Below are 25835 nucleotides of genomic sequence, written 5' to 3'. Positions count from 1 at the left end.
GAACGTCGGATCAGAACAATGCCTCTTCCAGCTCCATCAGCGGCGCCGCACCGGCACGCACCTGCCGGATCAAGCCGGCGGTCTCCGGATAGAGCTTGGCGAAATAAAACCGTGCCGTGGTGATCTTGGCCTTGTAGAACGGATCACCGCTGTCCAGCTTTTTCATCGCCACTCCGGCGGCGTAGCACCATGCGAACGAAAACACCAGATGACCGATGATGCGCAGATAGGGCACTGCCGCCGCACCCACTTCGTCCGGATTTTTCATCGCCTTCTGGCCGATCTCGGCGGTGAGCGCCTGCACTTCGGTGGCGAGCGCGGCGAGCGGATCGGTGAATTCCTTCATCGCGGGATCGCCGGCATGTGACTTCACCAAATCCTGGATCACCTTGCCAAACTTCATCAGCTTGGCGCCCATGTCGCCGAGCACCTTGCGGCCGAGCAGGTCGAGCGCCTGGATCGTGTTGGTGCCCTCGTAGATCATGTTGATGCGCGCATCGCGCACGCATTGTTCGAGACCGTGCTCGGTGATGTACCCGTGGCCGCCGAGCACCTGCATCGCCAGCGTCGTCGATTCGTAGCCATTGTCGGTGATGAAGCCCTTGACCACCGGTGTGAGCAGCGCGACCAGATCGGCATTGTCCTTGCGCACGGCCTCGTCCGGGTGCTTGTGCTCGCGGTCGATCGCCAGGCCCGCCCAGTAGGTGAACGCGCGTGCCGCCTCGACGTAGGCCTTCTGCGTCAGCAGCATGCGGCGCACGTCGGGATGGACGATGATCGGATCGGCCGGCTTGTCCTTGTACTTGGGACCGCTGAGCGAACGTGACTGCAAGCGTTCCTTGGCGTAGGCGAGCGAGTTCTGGTAGGCGAATTCGGCAAGCCCCAGCGACTGCATGCCCACACCCAGACGCGCGCTGTTCATCATCACGAACATCGCGTTCAGGCCCTTGTTCGGTGCGCCAACCATCCAGCCCTTGGCCTGGTCGAAGTTCATGACGCAGGTGGCGTTGCCATGAATCCCCATCTTGTGTTCGATGGATCCGCACTTGACGCGGTTGCGCGCGCCGATGCCGCCATGTCCGTCGGGGAGGAACTTCGGCACGATGAACAGTGAAATGCCCTTGGTGCCGGCCGGTGCGTCCGGCAGACGCGCGAGCACCAGGTGGACGATGTTCTCCGCCAGATCGTGTTCGCCGGCGGAAATGAAGATCTTGGTGCCGGTGATCGCATAGCTGCCATCGCTCTGCGGCTCGGCCCGCGTGCGCAGAAGACCCAGATCGGTACCGCAATGGGCTTCGGTCAGGCACATCGTGCCGGTCCAGTGCCCGGACACGAGTTTGGGCAGATAGACCGATTTCTGCTCCGGCGTGCCAAAGGCCTTGAGCGCGTTGTACGCTCCGTGCGACAGCCCCGGATACATGCTCCACGCCTGGTTCGCGGAGTTCATCATCTCCATGAAGGCGCTGTGCACGACGTGCGGCAAACCCTGCCCGCCGTACTCCGGATCGGCGCCCAGCGACGGCCAGCCGGCCTCCACGAACTGGCGGTATGCGTCTTTGAAGCCGGTGGGCGTGGTGACGACACCGTCGCCGTGATAAGTGCAACCCTCGCGGTCACCGACCTGATTCAGCGGAAACAGCACCTCAGCGCAGAACCGGCCGCCCTCCTCGAGCACGCTGTCGATGGTCGCCGCGTCGATGTCGGCGTGCTGCGGCAGCTTGGCGAGATGCTTTTCCACCTCGAGCATCTCGTGCAGAACGAATTTCATGTCGCGCAGCGGCGGGATGTAGCGGGGCATGGACGGCTCCGGCGGATGCAATGACCGGACCGCAGCGTAACCCATCCCCGTGACAGGTGGCACGCGCACGGCACGGGAAGCCGCGCCCGCGCGGTCCACCCAAGACGCCGGCCTGCGAACGGCCGTGCGCCCGGCAACCGCCTCTTGCCGCCGACGCAGCCCTTTAGAATGCCTCTGGAGCCTCACCGTCGAGCGGCAGGCCGAGCTGGTCGGGGCGCGCCCAGCCGATCGTGCCGGTGGTCAAGGCCAATACCTGCTGGCGCCACGAGTAGCGTCCGTCGGGGCTGGGCCCCAGCAACCGCAGACCGGACAGCACCAGCACCGGCTTGCCACGCAGGCGCTCGTACTGCGGATTGAGCTCGGCATCCATGCGAAAGCGCAGGCGGATACCGATCGGCCACTGGCTCTCCGGACGTGCGGGGACGGCGGCAGGCATCGGGACCGACACGATCGTTTCCTCCTCGATGGACCTGCGATCATTGTCCACCGGCGGATTCGCGCCGGGGTCCGTGTTCGCACCGAGCGGCGCTGTCAGCATTCGCTGACAAAGCACACAGGGATTGCCCGGGGATTGCCAGACTTCCGTCACCAGCATGCGAAAATCGGAGCATGGAAGACTGGGTCCGACGCGCCCTGCAGAAGTGGCCGAACGTGCCGGCGCTGTACGGCTGGCTGCGGCTGGACCGGCGCGGCCGCTGGCGCATCCGCGGCGAAATCATCACGCGCCCGCAGATCATCGACACGATCAACCGTAATTACGCCGCCGATGCTCGCGGCCGCTGGTTTTTCCAGAACGGTCCCCAGCGCGGTTACGTGAGCCTCGATCACGCGCCACTGGTCTTGCGCAGCGACGGCGCAGGGCTGATCACGCACACCGGCCTGGCCGTGACCCGTCCCCAGGCCGCGTATCTGGATGCCGACGGCACACTGCTGCTCGCCACCGAGCATGGCCCCGGCGCACTCGACGACCACGACTTCGACTGGCTGCTCGACCACCTGTCCTGCGCGGACGCCAACGTCGATGAAGCGGCGCTCGCCGCTGCGCTGGCGCAGCCGTCGGGAACGCAGACCCCGCTGTCGCTGCGGATCGGCGCCACGACGCTGCCGCTATTCCGGCTCGATTTTGATGCGGCGCCACAGGTGCTCGGGTTCGTGCGCGATCCGCAGCCCGATGCGTGAATGCCTGCTCCCTGACGGCGGCCGCCGGGCTCCGTCAGCTGCGCTTGCGCAGCGCTTCGGCGAGCGCCGCACCCAGCGTGCCCGGCGTTGGGGTACCGGATGCGGCGCGCCCGTGCCCGCCGCGCGCAGCGGCACCGGTGGCTGACCGTGCGTCGGCACCGCCCTTGCGCATCGACAACGCGATGCGCCGGCGCTGATGATCGACGTCGATGACGCGCACCCGGACGACGTCGCCCGCCTTGACCACCTGATGCGGATCGCGGACGAAACGGTCGGCGAGCTCCGAGATGTGCACCAGACCGTCCTGGTGAACGCCGATGTCGACGAAAGCGCCAAACGCCGCGACATTGGTCACCGTGCCCTCGAGCACCATGCCCGGACGCAGATCGGCGAGATCGTGGACGCTGTCGTCGAATCGCGCGGTACGGAACTCCGGCCGCGGATCGCGTCCCGGTTTTTCCAGCTCGGCGAGGATGTCGCGCACCGTCGGCAAACCGAACTGCGCATCGACGAAAACATGTGGATCGAGCTTGCGCAGACGCGCGCTGTCCCCGATCAGGCTGCGCACGTCGCGTCCGCATGCGTCGGCGATCCGCCGGGCAAGTCCATAGGCTTCCGGATGCACCGCCGATGCATCGAGCGGCTCGTCGCCGTCGCGGATGCGTAGAAATCCGGCGCATTGCTCGAACGTCTTCGGCCCCAGACGGGGAACCTGGAGCAGATCGCGGCGGCTGCGGAACGGACCTGCGGTATTGCGGTGCGCGACGATGGCCTCGGCCAGTGCCGTGCCCAAACCGGAAACCCGGGCCAGCAGCGGTGCCGAGGCGGTGTTGAGATCGACGCCAACGGCATTGACCGCATCTTCGACGACGGCATCGAGCGCACGCGCCAGATGCTGCTGATCGACATCGTGCTGGTACTGTCCGACGCCGATCGAGCGCGGCTCGATCTTGACCAGCTCCGCGAGCGGATCCTGCAAGCGCCGGGCGATCGACACCGCACCGCGCAGCGAGACGTCCAGATCCGGGAACTCCGCTGCAGCGATCGCCGAGGCTGAATACACCGAAGCGCCGGCCTCGCTGACCGTGACCTTGATCGGCTTCGGCGACGGCAGCGCCGCGAGCAGCTCGGCGACGAACCGATCGGTCTCGCGGCTGGCCGTGCCGTTGCCGATCGCGATCAGCTCGACGCCATGCACCCGGATCAGCCGCGCCAGCTCGGCCTGGGCAGCGCGCACATCGTTGCGCGGCGCAAACGGATACACCGTCGTCGCCGCCAGCAGCTTGCCGGTGCCATCGACGACGGCCACTTTCACACCGGTGCGAATGCCCGGATCCAGCCCCATCGTCACACGCGAGCCCGCCGGTGCGGCCAGCAGCAAATCCTTGAGATTGCGCGCGAACACGCGGATCGCCTCGGCTTCGGCACGCTCGCGCAGCTCGATCATCAAATCCACCGACAGACCCAGTGACAGCTTCACCCGCCACGCCCAGCGCACCACCTCGAGCAACCAGGCATCGCAGTCACTGCCACTGCCGATGGCGATGTCATAGGCACGGGCGATCAGCCGTTCGACCGGTTTCACCGGCGCCGGATCGTCGGCATCGATTTCCAGCTCCAGCGTCAGGATGCCCTCGTTGCGCCCGCGCATCATCGCCAGCGCACGGTGGCTTGGCACGCGCGCCCAAGGCTCGCGATGGTCGAAGTAGTCGGCAAACTTGGCGCCGATCTGCTCCTTGCCCTCGACCACCCGTGCGCGCAGCACGGCGTGCGCGCGCAGATACTCGCGCAGGGATGCGAGCAGATCGGCATTCTCGGCGAACTGCTCGGTGAGGATGTCGCGAGCGCCTTCGAGCGCGCTTTTCGCATCCGGCACCTGTTCGTTCACGAAGGCGGCAGCGCAGGCGAGCGGAACCAGGCTGCGGTCGGCAAGCAAGGCTTCGGCGAGAGGACCTAGGCCTTTTTCGCGCGCGATCTCGGCGCGGGTGCGGCGCTTGGGCTTGAACGGCAGGTAGAGATCCTCCAGCTCGGCCTTGGTCGCGGCCGCGAGTAGCCGCGCTTCCAGCTCGGCGGTGAGCTTGTCCTGGCTGCGGATCGAGGCGATCACGGCCTGGCGCCGCTCCTCCAGCTCGCGCAGATACGCCAGGCGCTCCTCGAGCCGGCGCAACTGGGTATCGTCGAGCCCGCCGGTCGCCTCTTTGCGGTAGCGCGCGATGAAAGGCACGGTGGCGCCGCCATCGAGCAGGGCGATGGCGGCCTCGATCTGCTGGGGGTGGGCGGCGAGCTCGGCAGACAGTGTGCGGACGATACGGTCGGCAGACATGAAAACGGCGGCAGTCGACAAAGGCCGGCGACCTTAGCGCGCCAAACCGGCGCTGCCAACCGGGTCGCTCAGGTCAGATTAAGATGGCCCCGACGAACCCCGCCTGCGCCACAACGGAGAATCTCATGGGAACGACCAAACGTCTGAACCCGCTGGACTGGACCTTCCTCGCGGCGGAGACGCGCGAATCGATGATGCACGTCGGCGCGCTGATGTCGTTCTCTGCGCCTGCCGATGCACCGGCGCACTGGCTGCGTGGCCTGATGGACGAGATCCGCGCGCAGGCGCGGGCGTATCCGCCGTGGAACCTGAAGCTGCGTCACCCGAACTTCATCGCCCATCCGCTGCAGGCCTGGATCGAGGACGAGGCCTTCGACGTCGAATACCACATCCGCCGGTCGGCATTGCCGGCGCCCGGGGACGAACGCGAACTCGGCATCCTGGTGTCGCGCCTGCACAGCCACGCCATCGACTTCCACCGGCCGCCGTGGGAAGTGCACCTGATCGAAGGACTCGAGGGCGGGCGCTTTGCAATGTACTTCAAGGTGCACCATGCCCTGGTCGATGGCTATACCGGCATCCAGCTGCTGTCGCGCAGCCTCTCGCACGATCCCGGCGAACGCGACACCCCGATGTTTTTCGCGCGCAAACCACCCTCGCGCGAGTCTCGCGACACCAACCCGCCACCGACGCTGGAGGCGCTGCTTGCGCTCGTGCGCGAGCAACTGGGCACGACGCGCAACGTCGCCAAAGCGCTGGCCCATACGCTGGGCAAGAAAAACAAAGATCTGGTCGCACCGATGCAGGCGCCGCGCTCGCTGCTCAACCGCCGCATCAGCCGCAACCGCCGCTTTGCCACCCAGCAATTCCCGGTGGACCGTCTCAAGGCGGTGGCCAAGCAGTACGACGGCACGCTCAACGACATCGTGCTGGCCCTGTGCGCGAGCGCGTTGCGCCGGTTGCTGCTGGAGCTGGACGCGCTACCGCAGCGGCCGCTGACCGCGATGCTGCCGGTCAACATCCGCCCCAAGGGTGATCCCGGCGGCGGCAATGCCGTCGGCGCGATTCTCGCGTCCCTGGCCACCGACGTGGCGGACCCGGTCGAACGCCTCCGCCGCATCATCGCTTCGACGCGCGAAGCCAAGGCCCAGCTCGCCGGCATGACCCGCGCCGGCATCCTGCAATACAGCGCGCTGCTGATGGCACCGATGTTGCTATCGCAGATCCCGGGCGCGGTCGGCCGCGTGCGCCCGGCCTTCAACCTCGTCATCTCCAACGTACCGGGGCCGACCACGCCGCTGTATTTCCGCGGTTTTCGCATGGATGCCTACTACCCGCTGTCGATCCCCTTCCATGGCTACGGCCTCAACATCACCGTGGTCAGCTACGTCGATACGCTCAACTTCGGCTTCACCGGCTGCCGCGACACCGTGCCGCACCTGCAACGCCTGGCGGTTTACAGCCGCGATGCGCTCGCAGAACTGACGGCGCAGTCCTGACGCGGGGGCCGGATCTCACCCTCCATCCTGCACATGGACGAGGCCGGATCGCCGCGCCTGCACAACGATGCCATCGGCACCGCACCAGGAGCACGCCCATGGCCCTCACCCCCGCGCAGGTCGAAGCACGCGCCGCCGCGCTGACCCGAGCATTCGAGCAAGCCGCCGCCCGCAACGAATGGGAATGGATCGCCGATGCGTTTTATGCGGAACACTGCGAATACGTCTGCGAGTACGGCGGCGCGATGCGGGTGCGCGCAACCTCGCGCGATGAAATCCGCGCGACACACTACGGCCGCGACATGAAAGTCGGCTGGGAAGGCTGGAGCTTTCCGATCGAGCGCTACGCCATCTGCGGCAACCGCATCATCACCCACTGGTGGAACCGCGGTCCCGGCCGGCGTGCCGACGGCAGCTACTTCCAGACCCCGGGCGTGTCCTTCATCACCGTCGGCGACGACGGGCTGTTCACCTACCAGCTCGACCTCTTCGACCTCGCCCACCAGATGCATCTGTGCGACGAACTCGAAGATGCCGGGCTGCTGTCGCCCACACTCAAGGCCAACTGGGTGGTGCCGATGAAGCGCAGGCTCATCGCGATGCTCCAGCGCAAGCTGCCAGACTAGAGCCAGGAGCCGGCCCGGCGAATACGCGGCTCGAGGCTGGCTTTCAGCGCACGCGCATCAAAGGCCTGCGCATCGTCCGCCGGTTTGTCGCCCTTGCGCAACTGGATCTCGATCGTGGCCCGGTATGCATCGCCGCCACTCCCGACCGGCACACTCGTACCGATGTTGATGCCAAAACCACCGCTGCCGCCGATACGAAAGCCGCCGAGCCCGACGCCCACGCTCGGCCCGCCGCCGGGCTGCTGCCGGCCTTCGGTCGAGCGGTCGATCACAACGAAATGATCGTAGCCGTTGGCGAGCGTGATCTCGGCAGCCCGGTAGAGCACGTAATCCGCCACGACGTCATAGGTGGTACGGTCATTGCCGTGAAAACTGACCCGGAAGCGGTCCGCCTCCAGGCGCTGCTCGGTATAACCGTAGCCATTCGTCATCGGCTGATACGGCGTGGCGGTTGCGCAGCCGGCGAGCAGCGCGACGGCTAGAAGCGTGACGGGAAGAAAGGATCTAAATAAGATCATTCCGGTACTCCATCTGTGCGTGTATTCGGCGGCGATGCCGCATGGCATGCCGAGCATGACGGGCAGGCAAGCCCGCGTGATCGCTTAAAGTACCGATGCGAACGGTACACGGATGCACAAAGAGTCTGCACGCTCGTACACGGATCCCGGCTTGGGCAAGGCCACTCCGATGCAGCCAGATCGAATGGTCGCTGATGACATAGCCGCGCTGGAGCGTTACATCGCGCGCCGCGATCCTTTGCGTTACCTTGACCTGCGCCGACGTGCCGCCCTTCGCGACGCCCTGGCCCGCTGGCCGTGGTTGCGGGCGTTGCACCAGCGCCATCACCCCGCCAGCCTCGATCAGGGCGGGCGCACATGACGCGGCTGTGCCGGATCGATATCGACGGCCTGCCGGATCCGCTCGGCGTGCTGCAGACCGGCAAGCTTTATGCCCTGTCCGTCGCCGACGCAGATCTGGCCCAGGATCTCGCCGTGTGCGCCGCCCGCTCGGCGCTGGCGGAAAAGCGCCGGATCGCCCTGGTGACCCGCGACCCGGCGGCGACGGCGGCGGCGCTGACCCGCGGCGGCATCGACGCAGTACGCGCCCACCGCCGCGGGAGTCTGTGCCTGTTCGGCTGGACGGCGCAGAGCGCACGCGCCGCACGGTTGGGGCCGGCGCAGCTGCTCGATGAGCTCGACGCCTTTGGCTGCGCCAGCGATACGATGGTCTGGCTGTCACCCGCCAACGATGCGCTGCGCTGGGATCCGCCAAGGGCGCTGGCCGGTTTCGTCCGGCTCTACCACGGCTGGGCGCGCATGTGCCGTTCCTGCCTGGTGCTGGTGCTGGGCGAGCATACGGATGGTGAGGCGCATGCGCAGCGGCTCGCGGCACATGCCCCGGCACTCGCCGGACTCGCCCTGATCCACGGCGACCGCCGCGACGCCGGCTGGGAAACCCGGCATTGGGCCGGCTTTGACGCCGCCCGCGGATCGCATCTGCTGCGCATGCAGACCGTCGGTCCGGGCCGGCTCATCTGCCCGCCGGATCCAGTGGCCGAAACCGAGCACTGGCGCCGGCGCATCCGCGAAGCGCCAGACCGCGAGCACGTCTACGTCGATGCGCGCGCGGCGTACGGTGCCGCACCGCACTGGCAGGTGCTCGTCGACGCGGCCGCGGTCGAGGACGCTGCCGCAAACGCAATCGCCGCGAGCTGCATTTTCGCAATCGACGATGCCCAGGCACTGCGACCGCTGGCGCGGCGCCTCCACCGCCTGCGTCAGCGCTGCGGTCGCGGGGTACGGCTGTTCGTGCGTGAATGCGGCTACCGTCTGCGCATCGGCCAGGCGCAAATGCTGCTGACCCTGGGTGCCAATGCCATCATCGGCGCCGACGAGCACGCGCCCGACGTCGTCGCTGCCCATCGCGAACAGCCGTTCACGCGCCCCCTGGATGTGGATTTCGAAAATGCGCTGCGCAGCGCGCTGCCGCCAGCCGTCGGCGGGGAACGGCGTGTCGTGGCGTTCGCCGAACAAGTGTGCGCGCTGACGCAACAGGCCGAGGCGGCCGGGCTGGCCTGCGCGCTGATCAGTTTGCGCTTCGCCCCCGGCACCGGTCCCGACGAGGCCCGCGCGTGCTGCCGCCCAGTGCGCAACGGCGACCTGTTCTGTGTCGAGCCTGACGCCTTGCACCTGTTCTTGTACGCCTGCTGGCCGGAACACGTCGATGAGGCGCTGGCGCATGTCTTGTCCTGCCCCATCGAAACCCTGTTCGACGACGAGATCCGCTACACCGAGCCGGCGGCAATCCTCGCCGCACTCGATACCCTCGTCGCCCGCGCAGCACAACCGCCGCCCATCGACACCGCTACCGCTGCGGCACCGGTTTCACCGGCGATCCGTGCCGTGCAGCCGGCCCCGCTGCCGCGCAAGACGGCATCCGCATGAGCCCGGCACTGCTGGCCCTGCTCGGTCTGCTCTGCGGCCTCGCCGGCGGCCTTGCCGTGCATGCCGTGGTGCGGCCCAGACGCTGGCACCCGCGCTTGCGCCGGTTGCGACGCTACCTGCTCGGACGGGCCTGGCGACCGGTGCTTCTGGCACCCTATGTGCCCACCGAGCGCAAACCGGCACCGCCATCCGACCATCCCCATCCTCCGGGAGCACCGCCATCGTCGTCGTAAGCCTCGTCTCCACCAGCGGCGGCTGCGGCCGCAGCACGCTGGTCGCCGGTCTGGCCGATGCCCTGCACCGGCGCGGCCGGCCCGTGCTCGCCGTCGATTTCGATCCGGCGAATCTGCTCGCCCAGCAGCTCGGCGCCGAAACGCAGCCGGCGCACGGTATCGCCACCACCGACGACTGGACGCGCACCGCACTGGCCAATTCCGAAGGGGTGCGCGTCGTACCGTTCGGGATCCTCGATCCATCGGCACTGCTGCACTTCGAACAGCAGCTCGTCACACATGCGAACTGGCTGCGCAGCCGCCTGGACGAGGCCGCGCTGGCCGACGATACGGTCGTGCTGGTCGATACCCCCCGCCTGCCGTCGCCGCTCGCCTGGCACGCAGCGGCCACGGCCGATCACGTCTTGACCGTGCTCGTGGCCGAACCGGTGGCCTATGCCGCGCTCGACCGCTTGCCCACACCTGGCGCCGCACGCGCGCACTATGTAGTCAACGCCTTCGAGCCGCAGCGCACCGTGCAACAGGACGTACTGCTGCTGTTGCGCGAACGGCTGGGCGTCGGCCTTGTGCGCAGCGTCGTGCACCGCGATGCCGCGGTGGCCGAGGCCTTGGCGCGTAACCGCGCGTTGCTCGACGATGCACCCTACAGCCAGGCGGCGGAGGATTTGCAGTATCTGTGCAGCTGGCTGCTGCGCACGATCGACGAGGCGCACCCATGAACTCCGTCCTGCGGCGTTGCGCAGATGCGCTCGGCATCGAGCCTGGCGCTGGCTGGCGCACGTGGTTGCGGGCCTTGTTCCTGCTGCCGCCGACGCAGGCGCGCCCGCTACCCGCATGGCTCCAGGCGGTGCTGACGCCCCCGCTGCACTGGCTTGCGCAGGCACTCGGCGTGCAGATGCCGTGGACGCTGCGCAACTGGGTGCGCGCGCTGCTGCTCAAACAGGCGCCGCTGCCTGCCGCAGACGGTCTGGCCGCGCGCATTTATCTGCTGCGGGTGCTGATGGTTGTCGCCAAAGCCGGCGCGACCCTCCTACGCACACTACTGCTGCCACTGTGGTGGTTCGAGCGCTGGCTCGACCGTCAAGATTTCCGGCGCGCCGATGCAGTGCTGACCGCGGCGGCCGAACGCCTCCGCAAAATGCCGCGGCCGGTCGGCATCACTGTGGCCGTGATCACGGCCGTGCTGCTCGCCCTGTGTGCAACCACGCCTCTTGCTCCGCACGAGCAGCTCGCCCTGTTTCTGCTGATGTGGATCAGCGCACTGGTGATCCGCCGCCTGCCCGGCAATGCCGCGACCCTGATCCTCGTCTGCTTCTCGCTCGCCGCATCGAGCCGCTACATCTGGTGGCGGCTGACCTCCACGCTGGATCTGGAGCCCGGTTTGGAATGGTTCTTCGGCATGGGGCTGATCGCCGCGGAATGCTATACCTGGCTGATCCTCGTGCTCGGCTATATCCAGAATGCCTGGCCGCTCGGCCGCAAGCCTGCGCCGCTACCGGCCGACCCCAGACTGTGGCCGACCGTGGATGTATTCATCCCGACCTACAACGAACCTCTGCATGTCGTGCGACCGACCGTGCTGGCCGCGCTGAACATGGACTGGCCGGCGGACAAGCTGCGCGTCTACATCCTCGACGATGGCCGGCGCGAAGCAATGCGCGAATTCGCACAGGCCTGCGGCGCGCGCTACATGACCCGGCCCGACAATGCACACGCCAAGGCTGGCAATCTCAACCACGCGCTGGGCAAGACCGACGGTGAGCTGGTCGCGATCTTCGACTGCGACCACATGCCGGTGCGCTCGTTTCTGCAAGCCACGGTCGGCTGGTTTCTCCAGGACCCCAAGCTGGCGATGGTGCAGACACCGCACCACTTCTTCTCACCGGATCCGTTCGAGCGCAACCTCGGCACTTTCCGCCGGGTACCGAACGAGGGCAGCCTGTTCTACGGTCTGGTCCAGGACGGCAACGACCTGTGGAATGCGACCTTTTTCTGTGGTTCCTGCGCGGTGCTGCGGCGCGCACCGCTGATGGAGATCGGTGGCATCGCCGTCGAAACCGTGACCGAAGATGCGCATACCGCACTCAAGCTGCACCGGCGCGGCTGGAACACCGCCTACCTCAAGCTCACCCAGGCGGCGGGGCTGGCCACCGAGAGCCTGTCCGGGCACATCGGCCAACGCATCCGCTGGGCACGCGGCATGGCGCAGATCTTCAGACTCGACAATCCGCTGTTTGGCCGCGGGCTGAGCCTGCTGCAACGACTGTGCTATGCCAACGCGATGCTGCATTTCTTCCATGGCCTGCCGCGGCTGGTGTTCCTGACCGCACCGCTGGCCTATCTGTATGCCGAGCTGCACGTGATCAACGCGGCCGCGACGACGATTGCGGTCTACGTTCTGCCGCACCTGTTCCAGGCCGGCATCGCCAACTCGCGCATGCAGGGCCGCTACCGGCACTCGTTCTGGGCCGAGGCCTACGAGACGGTGCTGGCCTGGTACATCGCCTGGCCGACGACGCTCGCCCTGATCAATCCGCGCGCCGGCACGTTCAACGTCACCGCCAAGGGCGGGCTGGTCGAGCGCGACTACTTCGACTGGCGCATCGCCCTGCCTTATACGCTGCTCGCGACCGCCAACCTGATCGGTCTTGCACTCGGCATCGTGCGCCTGTTCTGGTGGAACACCGATGAGCCCGGCACCGTGCTGATGAACCTCGCCTGGGCCGTGTACAACCTGATCATGCTCGGCGCGGCCCTCGGCGTGGCGGCGGAAACCCGCCAGGTGCGCACCGCCCATCGCGTGCCACTGCGCATTCCGGCCACGCTGTACCTGCCCGACGGCCGCGCCCTCGCCTGCCGCACCGAAGACTACGCGATCAAAGGTCTGGGACTCGCGCTTGCGGAAAACATTCCGATTCCGCGCGATCAGGATCTGGGGGTTGGGCTGAACGACGGGACGCGCGAGCACGTGTTCCCGGCGCGGATCGCCGCCCAGCGCGGCCGTCGGATCGGCCTGCGTTTTGCGCCGCTCACCCTCGATCAGGAGCGCACGTTGATCGCCTGCACCTTCGGCCGCGCCGACGCTTGGCTCGGCTGGAACGACGCCACGCCCGACGACCGCCCATTGGCCAGCCTGATCGAGGTGCTGCGCTTCGGCGCGGGGGCATACACGCGGCTGCTGCGCAATGGCGCCGGCGTGTTGATCGATCTGCTACCGCCCCTGCGCTTCCTCTTCCGCCCCACTACCGTCTGAGCACTACGCGCCATGGGATTCTGGAGCTGCTATTTCCTGATTGCGCTGTTCCTGTTCTACAGCGGCAGCATCCGTTTCGAACTGTGGCCGAATCTCGTGCTGTTCGCGCTCGTAGCCTGGCCGCTGCAGATGCGCGTGTTGCGGATCGCCCGGCTGTGCATCGCCGTACCGGCAGCCATCGCCCTGCTCTACCGCCAGAGCCATTTCCCGCCGTTTACGCGCCTGCTCGAAAGCAGCAGAAATCTGGCTGCGTTTTCCTGGGACTACCTGCTCGAACTGGTCGTGCGTCTGATCAATCCGGCCATACTCGGTGGCACGGCCGTTGTCGTGCTGCTGTGGCTGTTGCTCGCCCACCGGCTGCGCATGAGCACCATTGCGCTGATCGGGATGCTGACCACGCCACTGGTGCCACTGGCGCAGGCCCTGCTCCACCCTCCCACCGTCGTCGCCGGAACCGCTGCGGAACCCGTACAGACGCTCACGCGCGAGACCTTGACCGCGCGCCTCAATACCTTCTTCGCCAGCGAGGCGAATCGCCGCGTGGTCTTTCCGGGCACCGTCAGCGGCCCGGCGTTCGACATCGTGGTGCTACACCTGTGCTCCTTGGCCTGGGATGACATGAAGCTCGTCGGCATGACCGATGACCGGCTGATTCAGCGCTTGAACGTGCTGATGACGGAGTTCAACACCGCGGCGAGTTACAGCGGCCCGGCGGCGATCCGCGTGTTGCGTGGGGCCTGTGGCCAGCCCCGTCACGCGGCGCTGTATGACCCGCCGCAGCCGGAATGCCAGGTGTTCCGGCAGCTCGAACGGCTCGGCTTTGCAATCCACTGGGAGATGAACCACAACGGCGTCTTCGGCGACTTCCGCGGCGATGTCGCGCGCAATCTCGGCGTCGCTGCGACCATACAGCTCGATCCGGCGGCGCAGGTGACGCAGCGCGCCTTCGACGGCTTGCCGATTCTGAGCGACTTCGATGTGCTTGCGCACTGGTGGGAGAAACGCCTGCGTATGCCGGCCGAACGCGTCGCCCTGTTCTACAACGGCGCCAGTCTGCACGACGGCAACCGCATCGAGGGCTACCGCCCCCGCGACGTCAACGACAGCTACGCCCGGCGGCTGCGGAGCCTGCTCGACGATCTCAACCGCTTCTTCGACCTGGTCGCGCAGTCCGGCCGCCGTGTCGTCATCGTGTTCATCCCCGAGCACGGCGCTGCGCTGCGCGGCGACCGCCGTCAGATGTCCGGCCTGCGCGAGATCCCGACCTGGGCGATCACGCATGTGCCGGCCGGCCTTGCGCTGCTCGGCGGCTCGGATGCGCCCGCACCCCAGCAAATCGTCGATCAGCCGATGAGTTATCTGGGCCTGTTCGAGCTGCTGTCCCGCCTGCTCGCCGACAATCCTTATGCCAGTGGCGGCCGGCTGGGGCCGCAGCTCGCCGGCCTGCCGACGACCGAGCCGGTTGCGGAAAACGAGGGCACCGTCGTCATGCGCGTCGGCAACCGCTTCCAGATGCGCACACCGGATGGTAGCTGGACGCCGCTCGACTGATCAGTAATCGGCATAGCGCCGCGGCGGTCGCGGCGGATCGCGCAACACGCCGCCGGCCTCGTCGAAGACGCGGCGTAGATACAGCGTGGCGAACTCCGGTTCGTAGAAATCCGAGCGGTCGAGCGCTGCGCGCAACCCCAGCGCCCAGCGCGCATCGAGCTGCCGCTCGACGGCCAGGCGCAGTCCATATCCCCAGCCAGCACCGCGGCCACCGTCGTAAACCGGGGCATCGAACCCGGCCGGCAACGGTGCGCCTTGCGCCTGGGCCTGCAGCACAGGATCGGTCGGATAAAACGGTGCGGCGTCCTCTTGGCTGCGGGAATGCGCCAGTGTCGCGCCGAACTCGTAAGTCCAGCGTCCGCGTGCGCCCTGCCAGAGGACCGGCAAGCCGATGTTTAGATACGTCTGCGGACTGTAATAGCCGCCGTGGCCATAGGTATAGAAACGCTGGTTCAAGGCATAGTCCCAGAACGTCGCAGTCAGGCCGATGAAAACGCGGTCGGACGGCCGATCGACGATGCGCCAGTCATAGCTCGCGCGCAGACCAAAATAATCGTTGTCCGGGACATCGCGTCCGGTCAGGCGCGCGGCATCGAGGGTCAGCGTCGCGCTATGGCGCGGTCCGTAATACGCCGCGCGCACGGCGGCAGCGTTGCGCCGCACGCCGCCCCAGACGCGCGGCGAGACCGGATCGCGTGCGCCGGCATAGGCGACCAGGCTGCTCGTCATCGGCCGGCGTGCAACATCAAAGGACCAATCGATCGCACCAGTCTGCGCGAACAGCCGCACGCCGCCGACCCAATCCTCGATCGTGAATCCCAGCGGCGTCGTCCCCAGATCGACGCGGAAGTCGTCGTTTTCGTAACCGACACCTACGGCCGTACCGCGCGCACGCGGTACAAAACCATCCGGGAAGCTCGCCAGCGCGGCGGGGCCGTTCGCCTGTACGGTGCCGTAGAGCGCCGCGCTGTCGTAATCGGCCGGCAGGCGACCCACATCAAGATCCACGGAGTCGATCTGCCCGAACCAGTGGCCGTCATATCCGCGCGCCCAGCGCCACTCGACCGGCAACTGCGCCGTGCGCACATCGGAAATGCCGGGCTCCCCGGGCTTGGTCTCGATATCAAAGCCGGCGCTGATCCAGCGCTGGCGGCGCGCGTCGATCGCAGCGATGGCCTCGGCGAGCACCGGCTTGTCAGGCAGGCGCGACTGCGCGGCCAGGAAGAACGAGCGCGCCGCGGCGTAATCTCTGCGCGCACGGGCAAGCCAGCCCGATTCCTCGAGCACGCCGGCATCGTCGGGCACTTGGGCGCGCAGCGCGGCGAGTAACTCCGCCGCCTCGTCGTACGCACCCAGTGCCCGTAGCCGCCGGGCGCTGCGCAGGCGCAGATCGATCCGATCGACCGGAATATGTGCCAGCGCCGCGCGCACCGCGGCTTTGGCCTGCGCACGGCGGCCAGCCGCCTCCAGTGCCTCGGCCTGATCGAGCCGCAGCGCGGCATCGTCCGGGGCACGCTCGAGGAGTTCGGCATAGTCGGCAAGCGCCGCCGCCGGCCGCTCCAAGGCCACTAGAGCGGCCGCACGCTCGCGCAGCAACATGTCACGCATCTGCGGGTCCGGGTCGGCGGCGAGTTCGGCATCGGCAGCGGCGAGCGCTGCCGCGGCATCCCCACTGCGGCGCAGATCGGCGATGTGCGCACGCCGAACCTCACGCAGACGGCGGTCCAGTTCGATCTGCGCCGCTTCCGGCAGATCGGTGCGCGCGCGGAGCTGCTGCAACGCCGCCGCATAGGCATCCGGCGCATCGGCGGCGGCAAGCACGCGCACGTAAACCAGCAACAGATCGATGTCATCCGGCGTCTGGGCGAGCGCACGCTCGACCAGCGCGCGTGCGCGATCGGCGCGGTCGATATCGATCCAGCCGTAGGCAAGTGCCTGCACCCGCCCGGCGTCGGTCGCATACGGCTCCGCTGCCGCCAGAATCTCGACAGCGGCATCGTACCGTCCGGCATCTAGTGCGGCGCGGGCTTGCTCGCGCGCGATGGCGATGCGCGCACGGCCCTCCAGCGCGCGCATCCCGTCGCTGCGTGCCTGCGGCGCGATTGGCGCGAGCACGGCCGGTACCTCGCGCAGACGGTCGATATGTTCGAGATACAGCCCGAGCGCGAAGCGCGCATCGGCATCCCGCGGACGGCGCTGCACCAGCTCCCGCAGCAAGCGCTCGCCCTCGTCGGCGACACCGAGCGCGGCGTACTGCCTGGCCAGTGTATAGCGCAGCCACGGATCTGCCGGCTGCAAGTCGACGGCCTGTTCCAGATCGCGCAGTGCGGCGGCGCGCTCGCCGCGTGCGAGCTGCGCGCGGGCCCGGGCGGCGAGCACCTGCGCACGCAATCGTGCCTGCTCGGCGCGGGCATCGGCGTCGGCCGGGCGCAGCACATCGATCACCGCCATCGCCGCGTTGAACCGCTCCAGCGCGAGCAGCGCCTCGACGCGAAGGCGGGCAACCGCCAACGGATTGGAATGCGCATCGGCAGCCTCCAGCTCCATCAGCGCAAGATCGGGCTTTCCCAGGGCAAGCGCCGTTTGCGCCCGCCGCAATGCCCAGTCGATGACTTCTTCTCCAGAGGCGTAGGCGGTCGCACGCGCCGGCAAGCGCCCGGCCCGCGCCCAGGCCTGGGCCTCGGCATCGTCGGGCACCAGGGCCGCGAACTGCCGCAGCATCGCGGCGCTGACCTCTTGCGGAGCGGCACGGTCGAGCGCCGCGCGCCAGGCTGCGATGAGCTCATCGCGATTCAAATCCTCGCGCGCACTCAGCGCCATCAACATTTGTAAACCCTCGCGTCGCGTCGCCGCCTGGCGCGTGAGGTGACGGGCGAGCGCCAATCGATAGCGCGGATCGGTCGGACATGCGGCGACCAAGGCAGCGAATCCATCCCGCGCCGCCGTCCAGCCGCCGGGGGTATCGGCGACGATGCGCCAGTACTCGAGTCCGAGCGTGTGTCCCGGCGGCCCCTCCGGGAAGAGCGCACGCAGTTCGGCGAGCGCCTCCTCCGGCCGGCCGACCTCGAGCAGCCGGCGGATCGAGGCCAGGCGGATGCGCTCGCGGCCAAGCACGCGGATCGCGGTGTCGAGCTCGGCGAGCGCCGCGCTGCCCGGTGCCAGGGATGCGATGCGCGCGCGCAGGTCCTGCGCGGCCTCGATGCGGTTCGCGCGCAGCTCGATCAAGGCCATCTCCAGCATCAGGTTCACGTCCTGCGGCCGCGTGCGCAGCAGTTTGTCGAGGGCGGCGCGCGCAAGATCCCCGCGGCCACGGGCCTCCCAGGTCCAGGCACTGCGCCAGACCTCACGCTCGGCTGCAGACATCTCCTGGGCGAGGGGCTGGTCTTGGTCGGATGCGGCCGCCGCACCCCACGCAAGCGACCCCAACGCGATGACCATCAACAGACTGGCGATGCACCTCATCGCGAACCTCCGACCGTGCAACGGTTCTCCCATGCAGGGAGCAGACGGCCATCGGCCGCAAAGCGGTACCAGCCCCGATACCAGCCTTCGCCAAACAGACGCAGCGACTGGCTGTAATACCAGTCTGGCGCCTGCGCAGCCTCGCGGCGAACCCGCTCGGCGAGCCGTGCGGCGAGCGTCGTGTCGCCGGCGCTCACGCTCAACGGCAGCAAGGCCGCCGCGAAACCGAAATTGCCGTCGCCGGTAGCTGTCCCATCGCGGGTGTCGATGCGCTCCGGCGGCGCGCCACGGGCACGCGTGGCCGCGAGCATCGGTGTCAAGCGCTCCACCAGCGTGGCATGCGCCGGATCGGCGGCGTTGAGCATGCCGGCCCACAGATAGACACGGATCGCGTCATAGCTGCCGCGGGCTTCGGTCTGTGCGTCTGGCGCAAATCCGCCGCTGTGCCGCCACAGCACCCAGTCCGGCGCATAGCCGTGTACAGCCGACTCAGTGATCAGACGCCGCGTAGATTCAAGCAGGCGGTCCCAGCCCTGCTGCGGCCGTAGCGCATGCAAGCGGCGCAGCAGCATCATCGGCACGTAGCTCGGGTTCAGCCGCCAGCCGGCGTCACTGACAAACCCGGTGGGCGCCGGCAATAGGGTCTGACCCAGGCCCGGCAGGTCGGCGACTTCCTGATCGAGGATGCGCTGCGCCAGCACTGCCGACAGCACGCGGTAACGCCGCTGCTGCCACAACTGGCCGGCTTCGGCGAGTACATAGGCCATCCACAGATCGGCATCGGAGGCGGGATTGGCATCGAGTACGCCCCAGCTGCCATCGTCACGCCGCCCCCACTGCCAGGCCGGCAAGTGCGCGGTCAGATCGCCCTGCGCGAGGTTGTTTTCGGTCCACTGCAGCAGGGTCTCGAAACGCCGGCGATCGTTGCCGACCAGCGCGAAGAACATCGCATAGGCCTGGGCCTCGGACACCGTGTGCTGCCGGGGACTGTGTGGATCGATGATGCGGCCGTCCGTGCTCATGAACGTGCGTGCGTACTGTTCCCACTCCGGCCACGTGCCACAGTGCGCATCGGCCTGCGCCGCGAATCCGGCGCACAGCAGCACCGCCGCGGCGCACGCCGCATGCAGCCGATTCATTCCTCGCCCAGCCGGCGTTCGGCAACGCGGCGCAGGTAGGCATAAAGCACGAGAGCCAGGGAAACGCCCGCGGCCACCGACAGCAGCAGCAACAGCAGTGGATGCTGCGCGAGGTGGAACCACAGCTTGCGCCATATGCTCAGCGTACCGACATAGTAGGTCGGCTCGCCGCGATAGCTGGCGATCTCGCCCCCGCGCACGATTGCAAGATCGCCGCGGATGCGGCCGACACGGCCCGGATCCTCGAGGACATCGACCAGGGCGCGCAGTCCTTCCGCGTCATTGGCAGAAAAGGCCACGACGCTCCGTCCTCGGGCGAGCGGCGATTCGAAGCCGAGCAGCGCGGCAATGGTGCCTCGCGCCTCGATCGCGACACGCCGGTCGGATGCCGCAACCAGCGTTGCCTGCAATGGATTCTCGCGCGCACTGCGTGCGGGCGGTGGTGCCAGGAATTCCCGCGCCGGATCGGCGAGCTTGAGCTTGCGCTCGGCATACCAGCGCTTGAGCAAACCGTCGCCGATCAGCAGCAGATCACGATCCGCAGGCGGGGCATCCTCACCGACGTGCACCCCGAACCGTGTCGCCGGCACGCCGGTGACGCGTCCCATGCGCCCGAGCAGGAACAGCAGGGTCTCCACATCACTGGGCTGCGGAGAGGCCGGGAGCACGAACGTGGTCTGTGCCAGATCCGCATAGCGCGTGTACGGGTAACCGGCATTGGCGAACAGCGCGAGATCCGGCATGGCTGCATAATGCGGGAAACCGGTCAGATCGATCGTCGAATCGGCGTCGATCGCCGCACGCACCGGGTCGTCGAACACGCTGCGGCACTGCCCGCTGCGCTCTTCTTCGAACGAAAACTGGAACTGCAGGCGGTTGTCGGCGCCGAGCTGGAACGCCGGGATCAGCAACTCTCTCGCCTCCTGGGCGAGCGGCTCGCCGAGCACCGGCACGAGCAGGCGTTCACTGCCGCCGGGGCCGCCCTGCGGACGCAGGGCGAACGCCCGGATCAACTGGCCGTTGATGCTCGCCGTCAGCACGGAGCCGTCCGCCGTCGCCGGCGGTGTGTAGCGGTATTTCAGATCGACCGGCACTCCGCTGCGGTTCCAAGTCAGCAGATCCGGCGGCAGTCGCAGGTTGATGTTGATCGGCCGCGGCGCGCGCCCCTGTACCTGGAGTTCGGATGGATCGTCCACCAGATCCGCCAGTCGCACCGGCCGGTCGGTGCGCACCCAACGCGGGGCGTCGTACGCCGGCCGTGGCTCGCCCGGATCGACGGCGGTCACGCGCACGGTATCACCGGTCATCACCGCCTGGCCCAGCACCAGGGCCAGCGCGGCCTGCTCGAGCTGCGCCGCGTCACGTCCCTGGAACACCAGCAGCGGCACCCGCTGTCGTGGATCGTCGGGAGCGGGATGGCGCAAAAAGCGCAGGGTCGGGGTTTCGACCGGATCGAGACGCAGAGCCGTCGGCTGCCGGGCGTTGGTCGCGAACACCAGCGCCGGACGATCCGGCAGGCCCTCGGTCAGGACGGGGAAACGCGCGCTGCGATAGTCCGCGAGCGCCCCGAACCATGAGGCGACGATGCCGGCGCTGCGCAGGATCTCGGTTTCGGCCTGCGGCGGCAGCAGCACCGGCAACTCCAGACGCCGGTTGTCGCGGCGGTCGAAGAACGGCGCGGGCAACTGCGCCAGATCCGGCGCCGCCGGCAGCGGCGCGAGCTTAAGCTCGAGCACGCTGCGGTCGCTGATCGCGGCCCATAGGCTGGTATGCGCCGGATCTTCGCAGTCACGCGTGTAATGACCGATGAAATCCAGGCGTAGCTGGTTGTAGTCGGTGAAATAGGCCGGATCGAGGTCCAGCGTGCGATGCACTTCGGTGCCGGCCTGCTCCTGCGGCAGTGGCAGCGCCGCGATGACCTGATCGTTGATCGCCACGCGCAGATGCGACAGCTCCGGCAGCAAGGACGGCGAGTAGGTGTACCGCAGGTCCAGTCGAGCCGCGGTGACCACTTCGTCGAGCCGGATACCGAACGGCAGCCACAGCCGGCCATCGACACCACGCAGCGACGCCGACCCGCGTACCCCCAGATCAGAAAACGCTATGCGCAGCGTGCGTGTCTCGACCGCCGTCGAAGACCCCTGGCCGGTATCGGACACGGACGCAGCCCAGACCGGTTGATGCACACACCCCAAGACGATGGCGAGAAGTGCCAGAACACGCAGGCCGGTCACCACGACGGGCACGGGATTCACGATGTCTCCCCTGGACAAAACCGATGAGAAACTGCAGTCGCCACGCCACTATGGCGCCGGTTGTGCGCGGCGACCCCCGACCAGCTCGGCGCGGATCTCGCCCAGTTTGGCCTTGACCACCGCCGCCTGCGTCGACCCCAAGCGCAGCAGGATTTTACGGCCGGAGGACCACGACTCCAGCGTCTCGTCGGCATACGCATACCCGCCGCGCGCCGGCAGTAGTACGAGCGGCCCGCGGACCTCGGGTGTGGCGCGCAGATGGTCGATGATCTCGATCAGGCGGTCGTTGAAGGACCGGTCTGGATAGCCCAGTTCCGCATACGCCTGCTGCAGGCGCGGATACCAGCGCCGATACAGCGCCACCAAGGCCTGCGTATCGACCGCTCGCAGCGCATCGACGTAAGGCTGATAGCGCTGCGCGTTTTCCGGGCCGAGCAGCAGACGCGGCCCATCCTGGATGACCAAGAGGCGGCCCGGGACCGGCTTGAGCGGCCGCAGACGCAGCCGCACCGGATCGCGATCGAGGCTGTCGATCGTGGCAACGGCATTGCGGATCAGCCGCTCCGGCACGAGCCAGGAGGCGACTGCCGTTGCGCCGAAGATCCGGACCAGCGCCTCGCGCATGGCGGCGTCGCTGTCATCGAGCGCCGGCAGCATCGGTTCGTCCGGCACACGGTCTTGCACTGGCAGCGCATCGTCGAGGTGTGGCGTTGCCTCTTCCGGCTCCGCGTCAGGCACCGGTTGCGCGAGCGTCGGTTCCGGTTCCGGCGCGTGTGGTGACCGTTCCCGATACAGGTAATACCCTGCACCGACCGTCACCAGCACCAGCGCAAGAAACAGACTCGTCCACGTTCCCCTGTTCATCGGCGCATGATTCCAAGTTGGCTCGTTGCAAGCACGCTCGAAGGCCAGTTTGACACAGACCCGGCAGGCTTCGGGCACGGAAGCCCTCATGCTGAACTCATCCGATTGGAGGACTCAGGCCGCGCAGCCGTCTGCTAAAACGCCTGCGGCCATTATCGAATGGGCTTCTCAAAATCCGAAGGCCACTGGAGAGATGCGCGTGACTTCTGCGACACAACCCCTGCCGCTGCGCGAAACCCCGCATGTTCCGGGCTGGCCGATCATCGGCAGTCTGCCGGCCATGGCCAAAGACCCGGCCCAGTTCTTCGTCGACTGCTATCGCAAATACGGGCCGGTATGCCGCTTGAGCGTCCTCGGCCAGCGCTACGTGCTGATCGCCGGCGTGGAAGCGGCGAACTTCCTCGGCACGCGCGAGGGCAAGGAGTGCCTGCGCTCCAAGGAATTCTGGCAGGGGCTGGTCGAAGAGTACGGCGCCACGCGCGTGCTCACCGGAGAAGACGGCGAATCGCACAAGCAGTTGCGCGACATCATGCGCCGCGGCTACTCCAAGGAGTCGATCAAGGGCCGCTACAACGAGCTCGTCGAGATCACCGACCGCGCCATCCTGCGCGACTGGAAGCCGGGCCAGAAAGTCCCGGTCGTCCAGGCGATGCAGTACATGGTCGTCGACCAGCTCGGCACGATTCTCACTGGCGCAGCACCGCTGGAGTATGTCAAGGACATCCGCACGATGATTCTTTACATCCTCAACGTGCTGGTCACGCGCCAGCGGCCCAAGATCCTGCTCAAACGCCCGAAGTACAGAAAAGCCAAGGCGCGTGTGTTCGAACTCGGCTACAAGATGATCGAACAGGCCAAGGCGCGTTACGGCAAGGTGCCGGAAGACCAGAGAAACCTGATCGACGACATCTACGCCGCGCACGTCGAAACCCCGACGGTGATGCCGGCCTCCGACCTGATCGTCTCGCTGACCGGACCTTACGTTGCCGGACTCGATACCGTCGCCAACACCACGGCGGCGGTCGTTTACACGGTGCTCAAGCACCCGGAGGTCAAGGCCCGCGTGCTCGCAGAAGTCGATGCCTTGTTCGCGAACGGCGCCATCGAAGAGGAGGACTTGCTCAAGCGCATTCCGGCGCTGCAGGGCGCGATCATGGAAACCATGCGCCTGTATCCGATCGCGGTGGCGCAGATGCGCACGGCCACCCGCGACTTCGTGTTCGAAGGGCATCTGATCCGCAAGGGCGAGATGATCTACATCGGCACCTCGGTGCCGCATTTCATGGACGAGTACTTCCCCGACGCCAAGCGCTTCGACATCGACCGCTACAGCAAACCGCGCGCTGAACACATGCAGCCCGGCGCCTATTCACCGTTCGGCCGCGGTCCGCATACCTGTCTGGGCAAGAGCCTGGCCGAAATCCAGATCGCGCTGACGATGGCGCGCGTGTTCTACAAGCTCGAATTGGAACTCGTCTCGCCCCATTACACGCTCAAGACCAAGACCGCGCCCACGCCCGGACCGGCGATGAATTTCAAGGTCCGCGTCAAGGGTTACCGCCACTGACCTCGGCCGGCGGCCAGGTCCGCGCAAGCCGCTTTCACCGCGCAGTGGTTTTGTGTGCGCGGCGGAGCCGTCCGGCACATCCGCCGGTGGGCGGCCTCAACGGCCTCTTGCGTCTGCCTGGCACCTCGCCCATCGACCGGCGCGTCCGTCGCCGCCATTGCGCGGCCCAATACCCATTTCCACTTTTTTGAGCCGTTGTTGAATCGACAAGGGCGCCGATCGGCGCCCTTGTCGATCAGAACCGGCGATTACTTCGTGGCCTGCTTCTGCACGTTGGCCGGATCGAAGTACGACGGCGGGAACGGCATTTCCTGCGTCTCCGGATCCTCGTTGTTCATCGCCTGGGCGAGATAACGGTTGTTCTGCAAATCGTAGATCGTTTCGATGGCGATGCCGGGGAACGGCTGGTCGTAGGCCTGGAACTGGTGCGCCTCCTGCCAGCGCCACAGCGCGCCACGGCGATCGTAGATGTCCACCAGTGCGATCTGCCAGGTGTCCTCGTCGATATAGAAGCGGCGCTTGGCGTACATGTGCGTCGTCGTCGGCTTGACCTCGCCCTCGACGATCCAGACGCGATGCAGCTCGTAGCGCGCCAGATCCTGGTTGATGTGGCCTTTCTGGATGATGTCGCGGTACTTGTACTGGTCGCTGTGGATCTTGTACGCGTTATACGGGATGTAAACCTCTTTCTTGCCGACGATCTTCCAGGTGTAACGGTCGGTGGCGCCGTTGAAGGTGTCGGTCTGGTCGTTGGTGCGCAGGCCGTCGGCGCCGGTGCCCGGGTTGTCATAGGCGACGTTGGGGGCACGGCGCAGGCGCCGCTGACCGGGATTGTACTGCCAGGCGCGGCGCGGCTCCTTGACCTGATCCATCGTCTCGTGGACCAGCGTGATCGTACCGGCCAGACGCGGCGGCTGCGTCACCACCTGCAGGAAGTAGATGATGACATTGTTCAGCGATTCCGGCGTTGCACCGGGCTGCGTGTACGGAAACATCACGTCCTCGCGCAGCGTGACCAGATTGAAATCCCCCGTGGTCGTGACCGCAGCCTGGTTGTTCCAGCGCCGGCCGCTCTGGCCGCGGTAGCGCACCTTGTGGTTCCACACCGGCTCGACGCCGGTCTTCGGGATCGGGAACGGAACACCCATGATCGCATTGATCAGGGCTTCACCCCCGCCGCCGAGCTCGGCGTTGAGGGCGTTTTTGTACGTCGCCTCGTAGACGAAGTCCGGGTACGCGGCCGTGCGCCGCGTCGGATAGACGTGCATCTTGTAGGTGGTCGGGAACTTCTCGAACATGGCCTTTTGCCCTTCGCTGAGCTTGTCGGCGTACTGGGCCATGTTCGCCTTGGTGATCGTGAACAGCGGCTTGTCGTCCGGGAACGGATCGCAGTAACGCGTCCCCTTGCCTTTGTAACAAGGCGGCGACACCGTGTACCCGCCCTCCCAGGCCGGGATGCTGCCGTCCTTGTTGCCGGCCCGCTCGGCGCCCATCGGCGTCAGAGTGGTCTTGAGTTTGGCGGCTTCTTCGGGGCTGACCTTGGCTGCCAAGGGAAGCGCCGTCAGCATCAGGGTCGCTGCAAAGAGCGATGCGCGTTTCATTACACGTTCTCCTCACGAAAAGGCTGGCAACCTTAAAGCAA

The 25835-nt window shown here is 67.2% G+C and carries 19 protein-coding genes; 10 read left to right on the top strand and 9 right to left on the bottom strand.

The features are described from left to right. Positions 1-10: 10 nt before the first annotated feature. Both BMZ48_RS08425 and BMZ48_RS08420 read right to left on the bottom strand, forming a co-directional pair. Positions 11-1798 carry an acyl-CoA dehydrogenase C-terminal domain-containing protein gene (locus tag BMZ48_RS08425; protein WP_091533829.1) on the bottom strand — a complete coding sequence of 596 codons (1788 nt, stop codon included), beginning with the start codon at positions 1796-1798 and terminating at the stop codon, positions 11-13. Between the two features lie 163 nt (positions 1799-1961). Then, complete coding sequence (locus BMZ48_RS08420; RefSeq protein WP_143383663.1) at positions 1962-2246, bottom strand: hypothetical protein; 285 nt, start codon at positions 2244-2246, stop codon at positions 1962-1964. Positions 2247-2407: 161 nt separating this feature from the next. Between BMZ48_RS08420 and BMZ48_RS08415 the strand changes: the two genes are divergently transcribed. Then, positions 2408-2977, top strand: a complete 570-nt coding sequence (locus tag BMZ48_RS08415) for a DUF2946 family protein (protein ID WP_091533824.1) — start codon at positions 2408-2410, stop codon at positions 2975-2977. A gap of 34 nt (positions 2978-3011) precedes the next feature. Here BMZ48_RS08415 and BMZ48_RS08410 read toward each other — a convergent pair whose 3' ends face one another. After that, a complete protein-coding gene (locus BMZ48_RS08410) occupies positions 3012-5300 on the bottom strand; it encodes a Tex family protein (protein WP_091533924.1) in 2289 nt (762 codons plus the stop codon). A 125-nt stretch (positions 5301-5425) separates the two neighbouring features. Here BMZ48_RS08410 and BMZ48_RS08405 point away from each other — a divergent pair, with 125 nt between their 5' ends. Then, positions 5426-6799 carry a WS/DGAT/MGAT family O-acyltransferase gene (locus BMZ48_RS08405; protein ID WP_091533821.1) on the top strand — a complete coding sequence of 458 codons (1374 nt, stop codon included), beginning with the start codon at positions 5426-5428 and terminating at the stop codon, positions 6797-6799. A gap of 98 nt (positions 6800-6897) precedes the next feature. Beyond that, positions 6898-7425: a nuclear transport factor 2 family protein gene (locus BMZ48_RS08400; RefSeq protein ID WP_091533818.1), complete on the top strand. Its 528-nt coding sequence runs from the start codon at positions 6898-6900 to the stop codon at positions 7423-7425. Here the strand turns inward: BMZ48_RS08400 and BMZ48_RS08395 are convergent. Continuing rightward, positions 7422-7943 (bottom strand): CC0125/CC1285 family lipoprotein, encoded by a 522-nt coding sequence (locus tag BMZ48_RS08395; protein ID WP_091533923.1) that lies wholly within the window; start codon positions 7941-7943, stop codon positions 7422-7424. The two genes, BMZ48_RS08400 and BMZ48_RS08395, sit on opposite strands and share 4 nt — an antisense overlap. A gap of 151 nt (positions 7944-8094) precedes the next feature. Between BMZ48_RS08395 and BMZ48_RS08390 the strand changes: the two genes are divergently transcribed. From BMZ48_RS08390 to bcsG, 6 genes are read left to right on the top strand one after another with little or no spacing between them, the layout of a single operon-like run. Continuing rightward, complete coding sequence (locus BMZ48_RS08390; protein WP_200769572.1) at positions 8095-8304, top strand: cellulose biosynthesis BcsR family protein; 210 nt, start codon at positions 8095-8097, stop codon at positions 8302-8304. Further along, the gene (locus BMZ48_RS08385; protein ID WP_091533812.1) at positions 8301-9869 is read left to right on the top strand and encodes a BcsE family c-di-GMP-binding protein; all 1569 of its coding nucleotides are present in this window, start codon (positions 8301-8303) and stop codon (positions 9867-9869) included. The genes BMZ48_RS08390 and BMZ48_RS08385 overlap by 4 nt, the downstream gene beginning before the upstream one ends. Continuing rightward, the gene (locus tag BMZ48_RS13185; RefSeq protein WP_234981580.1) at positions 9866-10102 is read left to right on the top strand and encodes a hypothetical protein; all 237 of its coding nucleotides are present in this window, start codon (positions 9866-9868) and stop codon (positions 10100-10102) included. The genes BMZ48_RS08385 and BMZ48_RS13185 overlap by 4 nt, the downstream gene beginning before the upstream one ends. Further along, the gene (gene bcsQ / locus BMZ48_RS08380) at positions 10000-10821 is read left to right on the top strand and encodes a cellulose biosynthesis protein BcsQ (RefSeq protein WP_234981579.1); all 822 of its coding nucleotides are present in this window, start codon (positions 10000-10002) and stop codon (positions 10819-10821) included. The genes BMZ48_RS13185 and bcsQ overlap by 103 nt, the downstream gene beginning before the upstream one ends. Then, entirely contained in the window at positions 10818-13355 is a 2538-nt protein-coding gene (gene bcsA, locus BMZ48_RS08375) for a UDP-forming cellulose synthase catalytic subunit (RefSeq protein WP_091533807.1), read from the top strand. The genes bcsQ and bcsA overlap by 4 nt, the downstream gene beginning before the upstream one ends. Positions 13356-13367: 12 nt before the next feature. Next, on the top strand, positions 13368-14906 hold the full coding sequence (gene bcsG / locus BMZ48_RS08370) for a cellulose biosynthesis protein BcsG (protein ID WP_091533804.1): 1539 nt from the start codon (positions 13368-13370) through the stop codon (positions 14904-14906). Here the strand turns inward: bcsG and BMZ48_RS08365 are convergent, their stop codons facing one another. From BMZ48_RS08365 to BMZ48_RS08350, 4 genes are read right to left on the bottom strand one after another with little or no spacing between them, the layout of a single operon-like run. Beyond that, positions 14907-18368 carry a cellulose synthase subunit BcsC-related outer membrane protein gene (locus BMZ48_RS08365; RefSeq protein ID WP_159431134.1) on the bottom strand — a complete coding sequence of 1154 codons (3462 nt, stop codon included), beginning with the start codon at positions 18366-18368 and terminating at the stop codon, positions 14907-14909. Then, the gene (gene bcsZ, locus BMZ48_RS08360) at positions 18365-19507 is read right to left on the bottom strand and encodes a cellulose synthase complex periplasmic endoglucanase BcsZ (protein ID WP_159431133.1); all 1143 of its coding nucleotides are present in this window, start codon (positions 19505-19507) and stop codon (positions 18365-18367) included. Before bcsZ ends, BMZ48_RS08365 begins: the two co-directional genes overlap by 4 nt. Next, the gene (gene bcsB / locus BMZ48_RS08355) at positions 19504-21762 is read right to left on the bottom strand and encodes a cellulose biosynthesis cyclic di-GMP-binding regulatory protein BcsB (RefSeq protein WP_159431132.1); all 2259 of its coding nucleotides are present in this window, start codon (positions 21760-21762) and stop codon (positions 19504-19506) included. The genes bcsZ and bcsB overlap by 4 nt, the downstream gene beginning before the upstream one ends. 48 nt (positions 21763-21810) lie before the next feature. Then, positions 21811-22626 carry a DUF3014 domain-containing protein gene (locus BMZ48_RS08350; RefSeq protein ID WP_159431131.1) on the bottom strand — a complete coding sequence of 272 codons (816 nt, stop codon included), beginning with the start codon at positions 22624-22626 and terminating at the stop codon, positions 21811-21813. Positions 22627-22825: 199 nt separating this feature from the next. Between BMZ48_RS08350 and BMZ48_RS08345 the strand changes: the two genes are divergently transcribed. Next, entirely contained in the window at positions 22826-24193 is a 1368-nt protein-coding gene (locus BMZ48_RS08345; protein ID WP_234981576.1) for a cytochrome P450, read from the top strand. A gap of 248 nt (positions 24194-24441) precedes the next feature. Here BMZ48_RS08345 and BMZ48_RS08340 read toward each other — a convergent pair whose 3' ends face one another. After that, entirely contained in the window at positions 24442-25794 is a 1353-nt protein-coding gene (locus tag BMZ48_RS08340; RefSeq protein WP_091533783.1) for a DUF1329 domain-containing protein, read from the bottom strand. Positions 25795-25835: the final 41 nt, after the last annotated feature.

The organism is Fontimonas thermophila, assembly GCF_900113085.1.
In the GTDB taxonomy this organism is placed as follows: domain Bacteria; phylum Pseudomonadota; class Gammaproteobacteria; order Nevskiales; family Nevskiaceae; genus Solimonas; species Solimonas thermophila.
The sequence above is the reverse complement of the archived record's forward strand: the minus strand, read 5'-3'. Positions and strand labels throughout refer to the sequence as shown.